The sequence below is a fragment of the Demequina soli genome, from assembly GCF_000971195.1.
GTDB classification, from domain to species: Bacteria; Actinomycetota; Actinomycetes; order Actinomycetales; family Demequinaceae; genus Demequina; species Demequina soli.
The window spans coordinates 507,441-526,293 of record NZ_BBLZ01000001.1; the positions used below are offsets into that span (position 1 = coordinate 507,441).

Below are 18,853 nucleotides of genomic sequence, written 5' to 3' on the forward strand. Positions count from 1 at the left end.
CCCGACGCGAGGCCCTCGGAGAGATCCGGGGGCCTTCCGCGTTCCCGGGCTCAGGCCCGCTCGAGCAGCACCACGGCCTCGTAGTGCGCCGTGTGCGGGAACATGTCGAGCAGCCGGCCGCGCACCGGGCGCAGCGACGGCATCGCCGCGAGGTCCCGCGCGAGCGTGACGGCGTTGCAGCTCGAGTACACGACGGTGCCCACGCCCGAGGACTCGAGCCAGCCAGCGAGCTGCTCCCCGATCCCGCGCCGCGGCGGGTTGACGATCACGACGTCGGGCACGAGCTCCTGCTCGCGCGCCCACACGGTCGCGTCGGCCGCCACGAAGATCGCGTCGTCGGCGCCGTCGCGCCCGGCCCGCGCGAGCTCGTCGACGCTGAGCCGCGCGCTCTCCACCGCCTGCTCGCTCGCCTCCACGCCCACCACCGTCCGGCCGCCCGCGAGGCAGTGCAGCGCGAAGCCGCCCACGCCGCAGTACAGGTCCCAGACCGAGGCGGGCGCCGCATCGTCCACCCACCCGGCCACCTGGGCGTAGAGCTCGCGTGCGATCGCGGTGTTGGTCTGGAAGAAGCTCTGCGGGCGCAGGTGCAGGACCACGTCGCCCATCGCCATCGCGAGCGAGTCGCGGTCGGTCAGCACGATCTCCCGCTCGCCCTCGAGGACGGCCTTGTGCTCGGGGAGCACGTTGACGGTGAGCACCGCGAGCGAGGGCAGCCGCTCGAGCAGCCACGGCAGGTGCTTCTGGATCCGCGACAGCGCCTCGGTCGAGCGCATCACCAGGCGTGCCATCAGCTCGCCGTCGGGGGCGAGCGTGACGATGACGTGCTTGAGCTCGCCGGTGCGGCCGGGGACGTCGTACGGCTCGAGGCGCGCGACGCGGATGAACTCCGCGAGCACGGGGAACGATGCGGCGAGCGGCTCGGGGTAGAGCGGGCAGTCGCGCAGGTCGACGCCGCGGCCGTCGGCGTCGAGGATCCCGATGGTCGGCTCGTCCATGGTGCCGGCGACCACCATCTTGGCCTTGGACCGGAAGCCCTGCTCGGCGCTCAGGAGCGGCGGCTCCCACGCCAGGGCGGCGGCGCGGTCACCGATCGCGTCGGCGAGCAGCGCCTCGAGGTCGGCCTGCTTGCGCACGACCTGGAGGGCGTGCGGCACCGGGATGAGGGTGCACGAGCGGCAGCGGTCGGAGTCGAAGTACGCGCACTGCACCGCTGAAGTCTAGGCGGACGGCCGGTCGTCGTCCTGGCCGTCCTCTTGGGGGTGGCGGCGGATCCGGATCTCACCGGTGCGCGCGATGACGTCGCGCGCCTTCTTGATGGCCTCGCGCGGATGCTCGGTGAGGATCTGCCCGGTGTCGGGCGGCGACTCCTCCGTCATCTCGCGGTGGAGCGAGCGCGCGAAGGCGTAGCAGAAGGACACGATCGGCACCGCGATGACCGCGCCGACGAGCCCCAGCAGCAGCGTGCCCGTCGACACGGCGAGCAGGATGACGAGCGGGTGCAGGGACGCGGCCTTGCCGAACAGCCACGGGTAGAGGACGTTGCCCTCGATCTGCTGGACCAGGAGCACCACGCCGAGCATGATGAGCGCCTTGACCCAGCCGCCGTCGAACAGCGCGACGAGCACCGCGATCGCGCCCGACAGCGTCGCGCCGAAGAGCGGGATGAACGACAGCAGGAACACGAAGATCGCGATGGGCAGCGCGAGCGGCAGCCCGAGGATCCACGCGCCGGTGCCGATGCCGACCGCGTCGATGAACGCGACGAACACGCTGGTCTCGGTGTAGCGGCGCAGCGTCAGCCACGCGCTCATGCCGGCGCGGTCGATGCGCTCGCCGCGCGTGCGGGGCTGGAGCCCGACGAACCACAGCCAGATCTTGCGGCCGTCCTTCATGAAGAAGAACAGGGAGAACAGCGCGACGATCGAGCCGGCGAAGAGCGAGCCCACCGCGCCCGTCACCGACAGCGCGCCGGTCGCGACCCCGCCGGCGTTGTCCTGGATCATCTTCTGGAGGTTCTGCAGCGCCTGGTCGATCTGGTCGCGCGAGCGGTGCAGCGGACCGTCGACGAGCCAGGCGAGGAACTGGTCGAAGCCCTTCGCCGCCGCCTGCTGCAGATCGCCGAAGCCGGACACGATGGACGAGCCGGCGGCCACCGCGAGGCCGAGCACGATCACGACGAGCGCGACGATCGCGAGGGCGGCGCCCAGGGCGCGCGGGATGCCCCACTTCTGCAGGCGGCTCACGAACTGCTCGAGCGGCGCCGCGATGAGGAGCGCGATCGCGAGCGGCAGCACCACCGACGCGAGCGTGGTGAAGCTCGTGAAGAGGATGTAGACGACGATCCCGACGACGATGAGCCGCCACGACCACGCGGCGGCCACGCGCAGCCACACGGGCACGTTCTCGGCCACGACGTCGACGGGCGGTCCCGACCGCTCGCCGCCGTCCTCGGGCGTCGAAGGAGGCATGACGCCGAGCCTAGCGCGCGCATCGTCCGTGCCCGGGAGGCCGCGACGCGTGGGACGATGCGCCGGTGCCCTCGCCCGGAACAGAACCGGCGGCGGGGGCGTTCGTCCTCCGGAAGGGAGCACAGATGCTCGGAATCGACAAGACCCGCATGATCGCCGCCGACAAGGCCCTCACCGGCCGCGACGCGGAGATGCAGATCGCGGACCGCCACGTGGTGCTCGGCACCCCGCTCAAGGGCCCCTGGCCCGAGGGGCACGAGGTGCTGTACGTCGGGATGGGCTGCTTCTGGGGCGCGGAGCGCATCTTCTGGCAGATCCCCGGCGTGTACTCGACGGCGGCGGGGTACATGGGCGGCTGGACGCGCAACCCGAACTACCAGGAGACCTGCACGTCGCTGACGGGGCACACGGAGACCGTCCAGGTGGTCTACGACCCCTCGAAGGTGTCGCTCGACACGCTGCTCGCGGCGTTCTGGGAGAACCACGACCCGACCACGCCCAACCGTCAGGGCGGCGACATCGGCACGCAGTACCGCAGCGCGATCTTCGCGACCACGGACGCGCAGCTCGCGGCCGCCGAGGCCTCGCGCGAGCGGTACCAGGAGCGGCTGAGCGCCGAGGCGTTCGGCGCCATCACGACCCAGATCGCGCCCGCGGCCGAGGCCGGCGACGGCACGTTCTACTACGCCGAGGACTACCACCAGGGGTACCTGCACAAGAACCCCGACGGCTACTGCAACCACGGGTTCTGCCAGGTCAGCTACGCCTGACCGGCCCGGGAACGACGAACGCCCCGACCATCCGGTCGGGGCGTTCGTGCGTGCGGGCTACCTGTTGTTCGCGAAGATCGCGATGAGGCGCAGGAACTCGGTGTAGAGCCACACGAGCGTGACGATGAGGCCGAACGCGGCGGTCCACTCGAGGCGCTTGGGCTGGCCGCTCTTGACGCCGTTGTCGATGAACTCGAAGTCGCCGATGAGCGAGATGCACGCGAGCAGGACGGCGATCGCGCCGATGATCATGCCGAGCGGGAACGTGAGCCCGCCGATGTTGACCTCGTTGCTGTACATGCCGAAGCCCGTCGCGTTGGGGCTGAAGATCATGTAGCCGACGTTGACCAGGCTGAAGATCAGGTACGAGATCGCGCCGACCATGAAGATCTTGTTGAGCTTCGCGGTGTAGCGGACCTTGCCCGAGCGGAACAGCGCGAGGCACACGAGGAATGTGATGCCGGTCGCGATGAGCGCCTGCAGGGCGGCGCCGGGGGCGTTGAAGGACGTCTCGATCGCCACCGAGATGGCGCCGAGGAAGAAGCCCTCGAGGATCGCGTAGAGGCCCACGATGACGGGGTTCGCCCCCTTGCGCTGGAACACCGCGATCATCGCGAGCACGAACGCCGCGATGCCGGCGCCCATCGCCATCATGTAGACGGCGGCGGAGTCGAGCGCGGTCGCGTAGCCGACCGCGCCGGCGCCGATGGTGAGGATGCCGAGGACGGTCGTCTTGTTGATGACGCCGGAGTAGGACATGCGCTGCTCGGCGACGTAGCCCGGGGCGCCGGCGGGCGCCTGGTACTGGCGCTCCAGGTCGGCGGCGGTGGGCTGCGCGAGCAGCGGGTCTGCCTTGAACTCCTTGGAGTTGCTGAATACCGGACTTGCCACGATTCCTCCTAGTGGGGCGACCGCTCCAGTGTAGGCGGGGCCCAGGCGGCACCGACAGGAGGGGTCGAATGGACAACGGCCCAGGGTCGCCGGATGTTGCACGGGGTGACGGAGGCCACTCGGCCCGATCCCGCGACTTCCCTCCACACAGGATCTGCAGTTCGCGCGTCTGTGGTCAGGGTTTGCCGCGCGAGTTGCATCGCTGGGGACGATGCGGCGCTCGGGCGTGTGGAGGAAGGTCCCGGCGGCGAAGTCCGAGTTGCTTTGTTTGTGTTGCTTTGGTTTTGAATCCGTGGTTTCATGTGGGAATCCGGGTTCGGACAAAGGAGTCACATGTACGCGACGGAGCGACAGCAGCGCATCCTGGCGGAGGCGCGCACCGCGGGCCGGGTCGAGGTCGCCGCCCTGGCGGAGTCCCTCGAGGTCACCCCCGAGACGATCCGCCGCGACCTCACCGCGCTCGAGCAGCGCGGCTCCCTGCGCCGCGTCCACGGCGGCGCGATCCCCGTCGAGCGGCTCGAGTCCGAGCCCACGCTCGCCGCGCGCTCCGCGACCCGCATGGACGTCAAGCGGCGCATCGCCGCGCGGGCCGTCGAGGAGATCCCGGCCGGCGGCACGGTGCTCCTCGACGCCGGCTCGACCACGCAGGCGCTCGTCGACCTCCTGCCGATCGACATCGACCTCACCGTGATCACGAACTCGCTGCCGGCCGCGAGCGCCCTCGCGGGCCGGCCCGGCATCTCGCTGTACGTCCTCGGCGGCCGGGTGCGCGGCGTCACGGGCGCGGCGGTCGGCGAGTGGACGGCATCCGCGCTGGCCGGGATGGTCGTCGACGTCGCGATCATGGGCACCAACGGGCTGTCCGCGTCACGCGGGCTCACCACGCCGGACCAGGCCGAGGCCGAGGCCAAGCGCGCGATGATCGCCGCGGCCCGGCGGGTGGTGGTGACCACCGACTCGTCCAAGGCGGGCGACGACCACCTTCACCGCTTCGCGAGCCTCGAGGACGTCGACCTCGTCATCACCGACGACGACCTCGCCGACGACGTGGCCGACGAGCTGCGCGCGGCCGGACCCGAGGTCGTGACGGCATGATCGTCACGCTCACCCCCAACCCGAGCGTGGACCGCGCCGTCACCGTCGCGTCCCTCGAGCGCGGCGAGGTGCACCGCGCCGCCGACGTCCGCGTCGATGCGGGCGGCAAGGGCGTGAACGTCGCCCGCGCCGTCACCGCCCAGGGCGGCGACGCCGTCGCGGTGCTGCCGGTCGGGGGCCCCGAGGGCCGCCTGCTCGAGGAGCTGCTCGACGCCGCCGGGGTCGCCCGCGTCTCCGTGCCGATCGCGGGCTCGGCCCGCATGAACGTCTCCGTCCTCGAGCCCGACGGCACCACCACCAAGCTCAACGAGCCGGGCCCGACCCTGTCCCCCGCGGAGGTCGAGGCGCTGCTGGGCGCGACCGTCGCATCGGCCGCCGGCGCCGACTGGGTGGTGGGCTGCGGCAGCCTCCCGCCCGGCGCCCCCGACGACCTCTACGCCTCGCTCGTCACGCGCGCCCGCGCCGCCGGCGCGCGCGTCGCCATCGACTCCTCCGGCGCGCCCCTCGCGGCCGCCGTCGAGGCCCTCCCTGACCTGATCAAGCCCAACCACGAGGAGCTCGCCGAGCTCGTCGGCCACCCCCTGCCCACGCTGGGCGACGTCCGCGACGCCGCGGCCGCGCTGGTGGGCCGCGGGATCGGGGCGGTCGCGGTGAGCCTGGGCGCCGACGGCGCCCTGCTCGTGACATCGGATCAGGCGGTCCACGCGCGCGCCACCATCACGGCGGCCGTCTCGACCGTGGGCGCCGGCGACTGCATGCTCGCCGGCCTGCTGCACGGCCTCACCCGCACCCTCCCCCTGGACGCCGCCCTCGCGGAGGGCGTCGCCTGGGGAGCCGCGGCCGTCACCCTCCCCGGAAGCCGGGTCCCCGGCCCGGACGACCTCCACGGCATCCCCGTCGACGTCGACCCCCACCCCCTCGCCGCCCTGGCACTGGGTCAGCGCTGACCCCGAAAGGACCACCACCATGTCACTGATCTATGAGCAGCAGGTCGTGCTCGACCTCGGCGCCGAGGATCGTCACGCCGCCACCCGCACGCTCGCCGCGACGCTCGTCGCGACGGGCCGCTGCACCGACCTCGACGGCTTCGTCGCCGACGTGCGCAAGCGCGAGGAGACGATGGCGACGGGCCTGCCCGGCGGCATCGCGATCCCCCACGCCCGCTCCGCCGCCATCACCGAGCCCACGCTCGCGTTCGGCCGCACGGACGGCATCGACTGGGGCGCCAAGGACGGCCCGGCTGACATCGTGTTCCTCATCGCGGCCCCCGAGGGCGCGTCGGACGCGCACATGCAGGTGCTGCCCAGGCTCGCCAAGGCGCTCATGAAGAAGGAGTTCACCGGCGCGCTGCGCGCGGCCGCGACGCCGGCGGAGGTCGTCGCGATCGTCGAGGCCGAGGTCGGCGACATCCAGGCGGCACCCGCCGCCGCGCCGGCCCCCACGCCCGCGCCCGGTCCCGCGACCCCGCCCGCGGCGACCCCCGCATCGTCCCTCACACTCGTGGGCGTGACGTCCTGCCCCACCGGCATCGCGCACACCTACATGGCGGCCGAGGCGCTCGAGCGGGCGGCCAAGGAGGCCGGCCACACCATGAAGGTGGAGACCCAGGGCTCCGCCGGTGCGACCCCGCTCACCGCGGAGGAGATCGCCGCGGCCGACGCCGTGATCTTCGCGCACGACGTCGAGGTGCGGAACGCCGAGCGCTTCGCCGGCAAGCCCCTCGTCGACGTCGGCGTGAAGAAGGCCATCTCGGACGGCCCGGCACTCATCTCCCAGGCGGTCGCGAAGGCCTCCGAGTGGAGCACCAACCCGGCGGCCTCCACCGCGGTCCCCGCGGCCGCCGCGTCGGCGGGCCTCGCGACCAAGGTCGACAGGAGCGCCGGGTTCGGCACGCAGCTGCGCCAGTGGCTGATGACCGGCGTGAGCTACATGATCCCGTTCGTCGCCGCGGGCGGCATCCTCATCGCCCTGTCGTTCATGCTGTCCCAGATCGCGCTGGGCGACAACGGCCCGATCGAGATCACCAAGTACAACCTGACCTCGGCCGACGAGTTCAACATCGCCCAGCACTTCGACGTGACGAGCCTGACCTCGTGGGCGGCGCTGATGTTCGTCATCGGCGGCGCGGCGTTCGGGTTCCTCGTGCCGATCCTGTCGGGCTTCATCGCCTTCGCGATCGCGGACCGGCCCGGCCTGGTCCCCGGCATCGTGGGCGGCGCGATCGCGTCCACCATGGGCGCCGGCTTCCTCGGCGGCATCGTCACCGGCCTGCTCGCCGGCGTGGTCGCGCGCTGGATCGCGAGCTGGAGGGTCCACAAGGGCGTCCGCGGCGTGATGCCCGTCGTGGTGATCCCGCTGCTGTCCACCCTCGTCACGTCGGGCCTGTTCATCACGATCCTGGGCCTGCCGATCAAGGGCCTGTCCGACGGCCTCAACAGCTGGCTCACCAGCCTCCAGGGCGGCTCCGCCTTCGTGCTTGGCCTGGTGCTCGGCGCGATGATGGGCTTCGACCTGGGCGGCCCCGTCAACAAGGTGGCGTACTTCTTCGCCACCGCCGGACTCGCGGCGGCGGGCACCGCGACCGACGCCCCCGCGCTGACCATCATGGCGGCCGTCATGGGCGCCGGCATGGTCGCCCCGCTCGCCATGGCGCTCGCCACCACCGTCCGCCCGCGGCTCTTCTCCGAGCCCGAGCGGGAGAACGGCAAGGCCGCCTGGCTGCTCGGCGCCTCGTTCATCTCCGAGGGCGCGATCCCGTTCGCCGCGGCCGACCCGGTCCGGGTGATCGTGTCCTCGGTGATCGGCTCCGCGCTCACCGGCGGGCTGATCATGGTGTTCGGCGTGACCCTGCGCGCCCCCCACGGCGGCATCTGGGTGCTGCCCCTCATGGGCGGCTTCCTGTGGTTCCTCGTCGCCCTGGCCGCCGGCGTCCTGCTGATGACCGCGATCGTCGTGGTGCTCAAGTCCCGCGACAAGAAGCTCGCGACGGTCGACGCCGTCGCGACCGTCTGACCTCCACCCACCCGTTCGAAGGAGAACCCCCATGTCCCAGCGCACCGTCACCATCGCATCGTCCGTGGGCCTGCACGCCCGCCCCGCCGCCCTCTTCGTCGAGGCGGCCCAGGGCACCGGGCTGGACGTCGAGATCGCCCGCGCGGGCGAGGACCCGGTCGACGCGACCAGCATCCTCGGCGTGATGGCGCTCGGCGCCAAGCACGGCGAGGAGGTGGTCCTCACCGCCGACGGCGAGGGCGCCGACGCCGCCCTCGAGACCCTCGTCGCGCTGCTGTCGCGCGACCTGGACGCCGAGGAGGGCTGACATGTCCGGCGACACCCGTCACGGCGTCGGCGTCAGCCCGGGCACGGCGGTCGGGCCGGTGGTGCAGGTCGCGCCGCCGGTCCGGCCCCCGGCCGACGAGCCGGCCCCCGCGGACGCGGGTGCCGCGACCGACCTGGTCCTCGAGGCCCTCGCGTCCGTCGCCGCCGACCTCGACGACCGGGCCGCCGCCGCGAGCGAGCACGCGCGGCCCATCCTCAAGGCCACCGCGATGATCGCCCGCGACAAGGGCCTCGCCAAGGCCGCCGGCAAGCACGTCGGGGCGGGCCTGGGGCCGGCCCACGCGATCGCGGCCGCCGTCGACGAGTACGCGGCGCAGTTCGAGGCGCTCGGCGGCTACTTCGCCGAGCGCGTCACCGACCTGCGCGACGTGGGGAACCGCGCCGTCGCCGCGGTGCTCGGAGTGCCGGCGCCCGGGGTGCCGGTGCTGACCGGCCCCTCGGTCATCGTCGCCGAGGACCTCGCGCCCGCGGAGACCGCGGCGCTCGACCGGGCGCTCGTCGTCGCGATCGTCACCGAGGCCGGCGGACGCACGTCGCACACCGCGATCCTTGCCGCGCAGATGGGCATCCCGGCGGCGGTCCAGGTGCACGGCGCGTGCGCGATCCCGGCGGGCACCACCGTCGCGGTCGACGGCGACGCGGGGGCCGTCACGCTCGACCCCGACCTCGAGCTGCTCGAGGCCCAGCGTGTGCGCCGCGAGCGCCGCGCCGCCGCGCTCGCCTCGGTCTCGGGGCCGGGCGCCACGCGGGACGGCCACGCGATCGCCCTGCTCGCCAACATCGGCGGGGTGGACGATGCGGTGGCCGCGGGCGCCCAGGACCTCGAGGGCGTGGGGCTGTTCCGCACCGAGTTCGTCTACCTGTCCGCGCCGACGATGCCCACGGTCGAGGAGCAGGCCGAGGTGTACCGGGGCGTGCTCGCGCCGTTCGGCAGCCGCCGCGTGGTGGTGCGCACGCTCGACGCGGGCGCCGACAAGCCCCTCGCGTTCGCCGACCTGGGCGAGGAGGAGAACCCCGCGCTCGGGCGGCGCGGCCTGCGCCTGTGCCAGGCGCGCCCCGAGCTCATCGACTCGCAGCTCGAGGCCCTCGCGATCGCCGCGCGCGACACGGGTGCCGACGTGCGCGTGATGGCGCCCATGGTCGCGACGGTCGAGGAGGCGCGGTGGTTCGCGTCCCGGGTCCGCGCGGCGGGGCTGCCCAAGGCGGGCGTGATGATCGAGGTGCCGGCCGCGGCGCTGCGCTCCCGGCACGTGCTCGCCGAGGTGGACTTCGGCTCGCTCGGCACCAACGACCTCGCCCAGTACACGATGGCCACCGACCGCATGGCGGGCGAGCTGTCCGACCTGCTCGACCCGTGGCAGCCGGCGGTGCTCGACGTGGTCGCGGCCGCGTGCGCCGGCGGGGCGTGGGCCGGCAAGCCGGTGGGTGTGTGCGGCGAGTCGGGCGGCGACCCGCTGCTCGCACTCGTGCTCGCGGGCCTCGGGGTGGCGAGCCTGTCGATGGCGCCGTCCAAGGTCCCCGCGGTGCGCTACGCGCTGTCGCTCCACACGCACGACGAGTGCCGCGCGCTCGCAGAGCTGGCGCGAGGGGCGGCGACCGCGGCCGAGGCGCACGAGGCCGTGCGGGCCGCCGCGCGCGAAGAGCTCGCGGCGATCCTGTGACCCCTGCCACGGGGCCCCGTGGACGACGCCCGTACAATAGGAGTCGCTTCCCTGCTTCAACGGACCGAAGGAGGCCCGTCGTTGCACCGGACCCCCACGCTTCTCGAGGATCTCTCCGTCGAGATCACCGCGCGTGACACCGCCACGCTCGTCGCCCACGCCGGCGACCTGCCCGCCGGCACCCGCGTGAGCGTCACGCACCTGGGCACCGAGGGTGCGGCCGAGCGCCGCGAGGCCGCCGCCGCGGCCGCGCGCGCCGCGCTGGTGCCGGTCCCCCACGTCGCCGCGCGCCGCCTCGCGTCTCCCTCCGAGCTCGCCTCCACGCTCGAGGGCCTGCGCCGGCACGATGCGCACGGGCGGCTCTTCGTGGTCGGCGGCGACCCCCGCACGCCGACGGGGCCCTACGCGTCGGCGCTCGACGTCATCGCGTCCGGCGCGCTCGCCACGGCGGGCGTGCGCGAGGTCGGGATCGGCGCGTACCCGGAGGGCCACCCCGCGATCGCGGACGATGCGCTGTGGGCCGCGCTCGACGCCAAGGTCGCCGCGATCGCCGACCAGGGCCTCGCGGGCTCCCTCACCACGCAGTTCTCGTTCGACGTCGACGCCGTGCTGACGTGGGTCGAGCGCATCCGCGAGCGCGGCATCGAGCTGCCCGTGCGGGTCGGCGTCCCGGGCCCCGCCGGCGTGCGCCGCCTCATCGCGTTCGCGCGCCGCTGCGGCGTCGGCACGAGCGCGGGGATCGCCCGCAAGTACGGCTTCTCGCTCGCGTCGCTCGCGGGCACCGCCGGCCCGGACGCGTTCGTCGAGGACCTCGGCGCCCGCCTCACGCCCGAGCACGGCGAGGTGCGCCTGCACCTCTACACGTTCGGCACGCTCGACGCGACGATCGCGTGGGCCGCCGCGGCGCGCATGGCCGCCACCGCCCCGGCGGGCTGACCCCGCCCGGGCGACCGGCGCATCGTCCCGCCGCCCGGGCGTGTCGCGCGGGACCGGCACCTGGTCTCCGCAACTGCTCAACATGTTGAACAGTTGCGGAGAGGCTCACGGCACCCCGCGCGACACGCCGGCGCGCTACGCGACCCTGCGCCGGTACGCCGCCATCGCGAAGGCGTACGCGACCGCGAGCATCCCGACGCACCACGCGAGCGCGATCCACAGATCCGACCCCACGGACCCGCCCGCGAGCAACGCGCGCACGGAGTCCACGATCGCCGTCACCGGCTGGTGCTCCGCGAACCAGCGGACCGGTCCCGGCATGGACTCCGTGGGCACGAACGCCGAGCTGACGAACGGCAGCAGGATGAGCGGGTACGCGAACGCGCTCGCGCCGTCGGCGGAGGTGGCCGTCAGCCCCGGGATCACCGCAAGCCACGTGAGCGCGAGCGTGAGCAGCGCGAGGATCCCGATCACGCCGAGCCAGGCCCCGAGCCCCGCCGAGGAGCGGAACCCCATCACCAGCGCGACGGCCACCACGGCCGCGAGCGACACGAAGGTCGCGACCAGGGACGTGACCACGTGCGCCCACAGCACCGACGGCCGGGACACCGGCATCGAGTGGAAGCGCTCGAAGATGCCGCTCTGCAGGTCGAGGAAGAGGCGGAACGCCGTGTACGACACGCTCGACGCGATCGTGATGACGAGGATGCCGGGCAGCAGGTAGGTCACGTACGACCCGGTGCCGGTCTCGATCGCGCCGCCCAGCACGTAGACGAACAGGAGCAGGAACGCGACGGGCATGAGCGCGGTGGTGATGATGGTGTCCGGGCTGCGCGAGATGTGGCGCAGGGAGCGGCCCGTGAGGATGCGGGTGTCGGCGATGGCGGTCATGACCGGTCCTTCCCGCCGACCACCGCGAGGAAGACCTCCTCGAGGGTCGGCTGCCTCTCGACGTACTCGACGGTGGGCGCGGGGATGAGCGCCCTGAGCTCGTCGAGCGTGCCGTCGACGATGATGCGGCCCTCGTGGAGGATCGCGATGCGGTCGGCGAGGCGCTCGGCCTCGTCGAGGGTCTGGGTGGTGAGCAGCACGGTGGTGCCGCCGTCCGCGAGCGCGCGCACCGCCGCCCACGCCTCGCGCCGCGCCTCGGGATCGAGCCCCGTGGTCGGCTCGTCGAGGAAGACGACGCTCGGCTCCCCCACGAGGCTCATCGCGATGTCGAGCCTGCGCCGCATGCCGCCCGAGTAGGTGCCGACCCGACGCGCGCCCGCCTCCGCGAGGCCGAACCGGGCGAGCAGCGCATCGGCCACCCCGCCCGGCCCGGGGACGCGGCGCAGGCGCGCGACCAGGACGAGGTTCTCGCGGCCGGTGAGGATGTCGTCGACCGCGGAGAGCTGGCCGGTGAGGCTGATCGCGGCCCGCACCTCGGCCGGGGACGCGGCGACGTCGTGGCCGTCCACCGTGGCGACGCCCGCATCGGCCCTCAGCAGGGTGCTGAGGATGCGCACGAGGGTGGTCTTGCCGGCGCCGTTCGAGCCGAGCAGGGCGACGATGCGCCCGCGGGGCACCTCGAGATCCACGCCCTTCAGCACCGCGAGGTCGCCGTAGGAGTGGCGGAGGTCGCGGACCTCGATGGCGGGGGCGCGCGCGGTCATGACGGTCCGTCCCCGGCGGCGTGGTCTATCGCCTTGATCAGGCGGGCGCGCTCCTTGTCGATCCACCGGCGGCCCGTGTACGCCTCCGCGAAGGCCTCGGCGAACTCGACCGGGTCGGCGCCGACGATGTCGCGCACCGGCGTGCCGTCGGCGGCGGCGCGCTCCCACAGGTCCGCGAGGTCGCCTATCATCGTGATCATCTCGTCCCCGTCGGTGAGGCCGCCGTAGTACATGAAGTAGCGATGCATCGCCATCGCCGCCTCCATGTAGGGTGCGGGAAGCGCCGCCATGCGGCGCACGTCGGCCTTGTACTGCTTCTTCTCCGCGAGCGAGCCCGTGAGCTTCTCGAACCATGCCATGGCTACTGTCCTTCCTTGAGGTGAGCGAGCCGGTCGGCGAGGAAGCCCCAGCTGCTCCAGAACTCGTCCAGCGCCTCGCGGCCCCGGGCGTTGAGGGTGAACACCTTGCGCGGCGGACCCTTCTCGGACGGCACCTTCTCCACGTCGACCAGGCCGCGCTGCTCGATGCGGACCAGCAGCGCGTACACGGTGCCCTCCGCGATGTCGGCGAACCCCTGGTCGCGCAGCCGCGCCGTGATCTCGTACCCGTACGCCGGGCCGAGGGCGAGGAGCGCGAGGACGATGCCCTCGAGCGTGCCCTTGAGCATCTCGGTCATCTGCTTGCCCATGCCGGGCCTCCTGCTACTCAGTGTTGTTGACTACCGGTACATAGTAACGCTGAATAGTGGATGCGCAAGAGGTCTGCGCGTCCTGGGAGGTGCTCACCGCCCGGAATCGCGGATCCTGAGCACCGAGCACCTGCCAGCGCGTGGCGGCGCCGCGCTCAGCCGAGCGGTGCCTCATGCAGGGAGGAGTCCAGCGACGTGCCATTGAGCTCGAGGTACAGGTGCGCCTCGCTGACGGTCACGGTGAGCGCGTTGCGACGCGAGACCAGCGCCGCGGCGGCTTCGACGAAGCCCGGGTCGAAGCTCCTCAGCACGATCGCCTCGCGCCTGTGGATCCTCTTGCCCTCCCAGCGGGCGAGCACCTTGGCCGGGTCGTGCTGTGTGTAGACGACGGTGCGCCCCGCGAGCCGCGAGCCCCGGTGCAGGCGCTCCGCCTCGGGCTGGCCGACCTCGATCCAGGCCGTGATGAGCCCGGTGAGGTCGCGCACGATCACGGCGGGCTCCTCCGTGGTGGAGATGCCCTCGGAGAACGCGATGCCCTCCTCGTGCTCGAGGCAATACGCGAGCACGCGCGTGATCATGAAGGGCCCCGTCTCGGACGGGTGCCGCGCGACGCGGAGGGAGAGGTCCTCGTAGACGCCGCGGTCGACGTCCGCGAGCGTGATGTCGAACGTGTGGATCGTCGCGCCGGCAGCCATGGCGCACCAGCCTACGGCGTCGCCGACGCCGCGCCTGCGACCGTCCCCCACACGCGACGGCGGATGAATCGCTTCACCGATGCAACTCGCGTCGCGAACCACGACCCGGGCGCGCACGCACGCAGAATCCGTGTGGGGCGCGGTCGCGGGCGCGGGCGCGGGCGCGGTCGCGGGCTGCGCCGCGCGCCGCGCGTGCCCCCGGCGGGGTTCGAACCCGCACTGGGCCGGGTTTAAGCCGGCTGCCTCTGCCAGTTGGGCTACGGGGGCGGGACGATGCGGCGGTCGCCGCATCGTCGCGGGCTCAGCCGCGTTCGGCCGCCGAGAAGGCGATGCCGTCGAGGATGTCGTGCTCGCTGGTGACCACGTGCGGCAGGGCGCCGCCCGCCCCGACGACGGCGGAGCGCACGCGCGTCATCACGGTGCGCCACACGAGCGCGCCCGCGCCGATCACGTCGACGCGGCCCGGGTGCATGAACCCCAGCGCGGCGCGCTCGGTGCGCGACGCCGCGAGCAGCTCGTCGCACGCGCGGATCGCGTCGTCGATGTCGATCACGGCGCCGTTGATGGCGTCGCGGTCGTACTCGGGCAGGCCGAGCGCGTGCGCGGTCACGGTGGTGATGGTGCCCGCCAGCCCCACGAGCGTCGCGGTGCGCTCGACGGGGACCCCGGCGAACGCCATGTCGATCGCGTCGTTGACGTCGGCCTCGGCCGCCGCGACCTGCTCGGCGGACGGCGGGTCGCCCGCGAGGTGACGCTCGGTCATGCGCACGCAGCCGACGTCCATCGAGTGCGCGGCCTCGGGGCGCGACACCCCGAGCACCACCTCGGTCGAGCCGCCGCCCAGGTCCACCACCAGGAACGGCGCGTCGTGCGCCGCGTCGAGGGCGCCGGTCGCGCCGCGGAAGGACAGCGCGGCCTCCTCGGCGCCCGAGATGACCTCGGGCGTGACGCCGAGGCGCGACTCGACGCCCGTGAGGAACGCGTCGCGGTTGCGGGCGTCCCGGGTCGCCGAGGTCGCGACGAAGCGGATCGCCTCGACGCCGTGCTCGCGGCACCGCTCGGCGTAGTCGTCGACGGCGGCGAACGTCCGCGACAGCGCCTCGGCGGAGAGCTCGCCGGTCCGGTCCACGCCCTGGCCCAGCCGGACCACGGTCATGGTGCGCACCACGTCGGTGAGCGTCCCGGTCTCGAGGGAGACGTCGGCGATGAGCAGGCGGATCGAGTTCGTCCCGCAGTCGATGGCGGCTACACGCATGACGTCAGACTAGTCAGACCTCGACCGCGCACGTGCAGCGGTCGGGGCTCCACGAGGCGGAGATCAGCGCGAGCGCCTCGTCGCCGAGCGGGTTGACGCCCGGGCCCGCGGCGAGCGCGTGGCCCACGAGCACGTGGAGGCACTTCACGCGGTCGGGCATGCCGCCGGCCGAGATGCCGTGGATCTCGGGCACGTCGCCCAGCTCGTAGCGCTCCTCCAGGTAGCGCTCGTGCGCCGCGCGGTAGGCCGCGACGAGCTCGGGCTCCTCGCCGGAGGTCAGCCTCGCCTGCATCTCCTTCATCACGCCGTTGGCCTCGAGCGTCGAGACCGCGGCGACGGCGTCGGGGTGCGTGAGGTAGTACTGCGTCGGGAAGGGCGTGCCGTCGGGCAGCCGCGGCGCGGTGTGCACCACGGTGGGGTTGCCGCACACGCAGCGGGCCGCGATGGCGACGATCCCGCGCGGCGCGCGCCCCAGCTGGGCGGCGAGGACGGCGACATCGCGCTCGGTGGCAGGGGTGTCGTTCACCCCGCGATTCTAGTGGCCGCCCGCGCCGGACGATGCGGCGGGCGTCGGCTCCGCCGACGGGTCCGCGCTCGAGTCCGCGGTCCTCCCCGCCCCGACCTTGGCGTCGCCGGCCGTCTCGACCGAGTCCCACAGCCGGGTGTACCAGGTGCCGGACGGGTCCGCGGTGACCGGGTCCTCCGCGGCGGGCGAGCCCTCGGCGGCGCCCTCCACGGTCTCGGGGTCGATCACCTGGTACGGCGTCTCGCCCGGGTAGACGTACTTGAGGCGTTCGCGCGCCTGCGCGACCACGTACGCGCGGTCGTCCCAGCGCTTGACCTCGCCCGTGAGGTCCTCGACGGACTGCTGCGCGGTCGCGGCGTCGGCGCGCAGCGCGGACAGCTCCTCCTGCTGGCGGAAGTAGGCGCGCAGCGACGGCAGCACGACGGCGGCGGCGAGCACCAGCACGCCGATCAGCACGGCGACGCGCCACGACATGGCCGAGACCCAGGAGCCGCGCGGCCTGGCCGGCTCGATGCGGTTGGGGCGTGGCGCCTGGCGCCCGGGGCCCGTGGCGCCGCCGGGGCGGCTCGACGCGCGCGGCCCGGAGGTGCGCGCCCCGCCGGACGCGGCCGCGGGGCGCCTGCGCGTGGCGGCACGGGCACGGTTCGCGGCGGACGACGCGGCGGACGCCTTGGCCTGCGTGCCCGACTCCGGCGCGACGGGGCGACGGGGCTCGCCGGGGCGCGTGGGAGAGGTCACCCCGCCATTGTCCAGGGCGCGGGCGCCGCTCCCGCGCACGCCCGGGCGCGAGTCGCCAGAAAGCGGCCCCGGAACGCGGGACGGGCGCGCCTCCCGAGGGAGACGCGCCCGTCCTGAGCCTGCGCTGCGGCTTACTTGAAGCTGCGCGGGAAGGCCGACTTGCCGGCGTACTTCGCGGCGTCGTCCAGCTCCTCCTCGATGCGGAGCAGCTGGTTGTACTTGTTGATGCGCTCGCCGCGGGCGGGGGCACCGGTCTTGATCTGGCCGGCGTTGTACGCGACGGACAGGTCCGCGATGGTGACGTCCTCGGTCTCGCCCGAGCGGTGCGACACCATGGCCGCGAAGCCCGCGCGCTGCGCCATCTGCACGGCGTCCGAGGTCTCGGACAGGGTGCCGATCTGGTTGAGCTTCACGAGGAGGGCGTTGGCGGCCTTGAGGTCGATGCCCTTCGCAAGACGGACCGGGTTGGTGACGAACAGGTCGTCGCCGACGATCTGGGTCTTGTCGCCCACCTTGGAGACCAGGCCGGCCCAGGAGTCCCACTCGTCCTCGGACAGCGGGTCCTCGATGGACACCAGCGGGTAGTCGTTGACGAGGCCCTCGTAGAAGGCGATCATCTCGTCGGGCGTCTTCACGCCGCCCTCCCACTGGTAGCCGCCGTCCTTGAAGAACTCGGTCGCGGCGACGTCGAGCGCGAGCGCGACGTCCTCGCCGGGCTTGAAGCCGGCCTTCTCGATCGCGACCAGGATGAGGTCGAGCGCGTCGCGGTTGGACGGCAGGTTGGGGGCGAAGCCGCCCTCGTCGCCCAGGCCGGTGGCCAGGCCGCGCTCCTTGAGCACGGACTTGAGCGAGTGGTAGACCTCGGCACCGGTGCGGAGCGCCTCACGGAACGTGGGGGCGCCGACGGGGGCGATCATGAACTCCTGGATGTCGACGTTGGAGTCGGCGTGCGACCCACCGTTGAGGATGTTCATCATCGGGACGGGCAGGACGTGCGCGTTCGGGCCGCCGACGTAGCGGAACAGCGCGATGTCGGCCGAGTCCGCCGCCGCCTTCGCGACCGCGAGCGAGACGCCGAGGATGGCGTTCGCGCCGAGCTTGCCCTTGTTGTCGGTGCCGTCCAGGTCGAGCATGATCTGGTCGATGATGCGCTGCTCGGTGGCGTCGAGACCGACGATCTCCGGCGCGATCTCGTCGATGACCGCGTCCACGGCCTGCTCGACGCCCTTGCCCAGGTAACGGCCCTTGTCGCCGTCGCGGCGCTCGACTGCCTCGAACGCGCCGGTGGAGGCGCCCGACGGGACGGCTGCACGCGCGAACGTGCCGTCCTCGAGGGCGACCTCGACCTCGACGGTGGGGTTGCCGCGCGAGTCAAGGATCTCGCGGGCGCCGACGGCCTCAATGCTGGCCATGATGCTCCTTCGCTTGGATGGATGAACCTCTTGGGAGTCTAACGATGCGCACAGGTGTGCGCTGAGCGACGTTCGTCCTAGCCGGTTGAACGTCGGGTGTCCCCGCCCGGTTCCGGTGCCAGGGACGATGCGCCCCTCGCCTCGGCCTCGCGGGCGGCGGTCTCGATGGCGCGGGTCGCGGCGCGCAGCTCGGTCTCCGCGTCGAGCCCCTCGGCGCGCGCACGGGCGGCCAGGGCGAGCAGCGCGGACCCGAGCGACCCGTCCGACGGGAGCGCCGCATCGTCCCCCAGCCCTGCGCGCTCCACGCGACCCAGGACCTTCTGCGCGCGGGCGAGCGCGCCCAGGGTGGGCGGGATGCCGTCCATCACCGACGCGCGTCCCGACGTCTCCTGCTTGATGCGGTCCCAGCGGCGCAGGTGCTCGTCCATGGTGCCCTGGTCGTCGTCGCCGAACACGTGCGGGTGACGGGCGACGAGCTTGTCGGCGCACGCGTGGGCGATCTCGTCGAGGCCGAACGGCTCGTCGGGGTCCTCCTGCGCGACCCGCGCGTGGAGGACCACCTGGAGCAGCACGTCGCCGAGCTCCTCGCGCAGGTCGGCCCGGGTGCCGGACTCGATCGCGTCGACGAGCTCGTGCGCCTCCTCGAGCGCGTACGGCGCGAGGGACGCGTGGGTCTGCTCGGCGTCCCAGGCGCAGCCGCCGGGAGAGCGGAGGCGATCCATCA

At 73.3% G+C, this 18,853-nt stretch carries 20 protein-coding genes and 1 tRNA gene; 7 read left to right on the top strand and 14 right to left on the bottom strand.

Annotated elements, in window-relative coordinates; genetic code table 11:
* Positions 1 to 50: 50 nt before the first annotated feature.
* Positions 51 to 1,208, bottom strand: a complete 1,158-nt coding sequence (gene rlmC, locus AOM04_RS02425; RefSeq protein WP_062461708.1) for a 23S rRNA (uracil(747)-C(5))-methyltransferase RlmC — start codon at positions 1,206 to 1,208, stop codon at positions 51 to 53.
* A 9-nt stretch (positions 1,209 to 1,217) separates the two neighbouring features.
* The gene (locus AOM04_RS02430; protein WP_062461711.1) at positions 1,218 to 2,468 is read right to left on the bottom strand and encodes an AI-2E family transporter; all 1,251 of its coding nucleotides are present in this window, start codon (positions 2,466 to 2,468) and stop codon (positions 1,218 to 1,220) included.
* A gap of 125 nt (positions 2,469 to 2,593) precedes the next feature.
* Between AOM04_RS02430 and msrA the strand changes: the two genes are divergently transcribed.
* Positions 2,594 to 3,238 (top strand): peptide-methionine (S)-S-oxide reductase MsrA, encoded by a 645-nt coding sequence (gene msrA, locus AOM04_RS02435; protein WP_062461713.1) that lies wholly within the window; start codon positions 2,594 to 2,596, stop codon positions 3,236 to 3,238.
* A gap of 57 nt (positions 3,239 to 3,295) precedes the next feature.
* On the opposite strand, the gene AOM04_RS14755 is transcribed toward msrA, so the two are convergent.
* Positions 3,296 to 4,129, bottom strand: a complete 834-nt coding sequence (locus AOM04_RS14755; RefSeq protein WP_062461716.1) for a Bax inhibitor-1/YccA family protein — start codon at positions 4,127 to 4,129, stop codon at positions 3,296 to 3,298.
* A 333-nt stretch (positions 4,130 to 4,462) separates the two neighbouring features.
* Here AOM04_RS14755 and AOM04_RS02445 point away from each other — a divergent pair, with 333 nt between their 5' ends.
* From AOM04_RS02445 to AOM04_RS02470, 6 genes are all read left to right on the top strand, one after another.
* Positions 4,463 to 5,224 (top strand): DeoR/GlpR family DNA-binding transcription regulator, encoded by a 762-nt coding sequence (locus tag AOM04_RS02445; RefSeq protein ID WP_062461719.1) that lies wholly within the window; start codon positions 4,463 to 4,465, stop codon positions 5,222 to 5,224.
* A complete protein-coding gene (pfkB, locus tag AOM04_RS02450; RefSeq protein ID WP_062461723.1) occupies positions 5,221 to 6,171 on the top strand; it encodes a 1-phosphofructokinase in 951 nt (316 codons plus the stop codon). Before AOM04_RS02445 ends, pfkB begins: the two co-directional genes overlap by 4 nt.
* Before the next feature lie 19 nt (positions 6,172 to 6,190).
* On the top strand, positions 6,191 to 8,236 hold the full coding sequence (locus AOM04_RS02455; RefSeq protein WP_062461725.1) for a PTS fructose transporter subunit IIABC: 2,046 nt from the start codon (positions 6,191 to 6,193) through the stop codon (positions 8,234 to 8,236).
* Positions 8,237 to 8,267: 31 nt separating this feature from the next.
* The gene (locus AOM04_RS02460) at positions 8,268 to 8,543 is read left to right on the top strand and encodes an HPr family phosphocarrier protein (protein WP_062461728.1); all 276 of its coding nucleotides are present in this window, start codon (positions 8,268 to 8,270) and stop codon (positions 8,541 to 8,543) included.
* Position 8,544: 1 nt separating this feature from the next.
* Positions 8,545 to 10,224, top strand: coding sequence for a phosphoenolpyruvate--protein phosphotransferase (gene ptsP, locus AOM04_RS02465; RefSeq protein WP_062461731.1), 1,680 nt, complete (start codon positions 8,545 to 8,547; stop codon positions 10,222 to 10,224).
* 81 nt (positions 10,225 to 10,305) lie between these two features.
* Complete coding sequence (locus AOM04_RS02470) at positions 10,306 to 11,160, top strand: methylenetetrahydrofolate reductase (RefSeq protein ID WP_062461734.1); 855 nt, start codon at positions 10,306 to 10,308, stop codon at positions 11,158 to 11,160.
* Between the two features lie 135 nt (positions 11,161 to 11,295).
* Here AOM04_RS02470 and AOM04_RS02475 read toward each other — a convergent pair whose 3' ends face one another.
* The 11 genes from AOM04_RS02475 to AOM04_RS02525 all read right to left on the bottom strand — a co-directional run bounded on the left by AOM04_RS02475 (position 11,296) and on the right by AOM04_RS02525 (position 18,851).
* The gene (locus AOM04_RS02475) at positions 11,296 to 12,051 is read right to left on the bottom strand and encodes an ABC transporter permease (RefSeq protein ID WP_062461737.1); all 756 of its coding nucleotides are present in this window, start codon (positions 12,049 to 12,051) and stop codon (positions 11,296 to 11,298) included.
* Positions 12,048 to 12,815, bottom strand: a complete 768-nt coding sequence (locus AOM04_RS02480) for an ABC transporter ATP-binding protein (RefSeq protein ID WP_062461740.1) — start codon at positions 12,813 to 12,815, stop codon at positions 12,048 to 12,050. The genes AOM04_RS02475 and AOM04_RS02480 overlap by 4 nt, the downstream gene beginning before the upstream one ends.
* A complete protein-coding gene (locus AOM04_RS02485) occupies positions 12,812 to 13,174 on the bottom strand; it encodes a DUF1048 domain-containing protein (protein ID WP_062461743.1) in 363 nt (120 codons plus the stop codon). The genes AOM04_RS02480 and AOM04_RS02485 overlap by 4 nt, the downstream gene beginning before the upstream one ends.
* Positions 13,175 to 13,176: 2 nt before the next feature.
* Positions 13,177 to 13,503 (bottom strand): PadR family transcriptional regulator, encoded by a 327-nt coding sequence (locus AOM04_RS02490; protein ID WP_062461745.1) that lies wholly within the window; start codon positions 13,501 to 13,503, stop codon positions 13,177 to 13,179.
* 155 nt (positions 13,504 to 13,658) lie between these two features.
* Complete coding sequence (locus tag AOM04_RS02495) at positions 13,659 to 14,198, bottom strand: YaeQ family protein (RefSeq protein ID WP_062461747.1); 540 nt, start codon at positions 14,196 to 14,198, stop codon at positions 13,659 to 13,661.
* Between the two features lie 193 nt (positions 14,199 to 14,391).
* Positions 14,392 to 14,465 (bottom strand) — tRNA-Leu (locus AOM04_RS02500).
* 34 nt (positions 14,466 to 14,499) lie between these two features.
* The gene (locus tag AOM04_RS02505) at positions 14,500 to 15,453 is read right to left on the bottom strand and encodes a Ppx/GppA phosphatase family protein (RefSeq protein ID WP_062461750.1); all 954 of its coding nucleotides are present in this window, start codon (positions 15,451 to 15,453) and stop codon (positions 14,500 to 14,502) included.
* Between the two features lie 13 nt (positions 15,454 to 15,466).
* Positions 15,467 to 15,979, bottom strand: coding sequence for a DUF501 domain-containing protein (locus AOM04_RS02510; RefSeq protein ID WP_062461753.1), 513 nt, complete (start codon positions 15,977 to 15,979; stop codon positions 15,467 to 15,469).
* A gap of 9 nt (positions 15,980 to 15,988) precedes the next feature.
* Entirely contained in the window at positions 15,989 to 16,717 is a 729-nt protein-coding gene (locus AOM04_RS14925) for an FtsB family cell division protein (RefSeq protein ID WP_062461757.1), read from the bottom strand.
* A gap of 131 nt (positions 16,718 to 16,848) precedes the next feature.
* On the bottom strand, positions 16,849 to 18,129 hold the full coding sequence (eno, locus tag AOM04_RS02520) for a phosphopyruvate hydratase (RefSeq protein ID WP_062461760.1): 1,281 nt from the start codon (positions 18,127 to 18,129) through the stop codon (positions 16,849 to 16,851).
* Between the two features lie 77 nt (positions 18,130 to 18,206).
* Positions 18,207 to 18,851, bottom strand: a complete 645-nt coding sequence (locus tag AOM04_RS02525; protein WP_062462344.1) for a nucleoside triphosphate pyrophosphohydrolase — start codon at positions 18,849 to 18,851, stop codon at positions 18,207 to 18,209.
* Positions 18,852 to 18,853 lie beyond the last annotated feature (2 nt).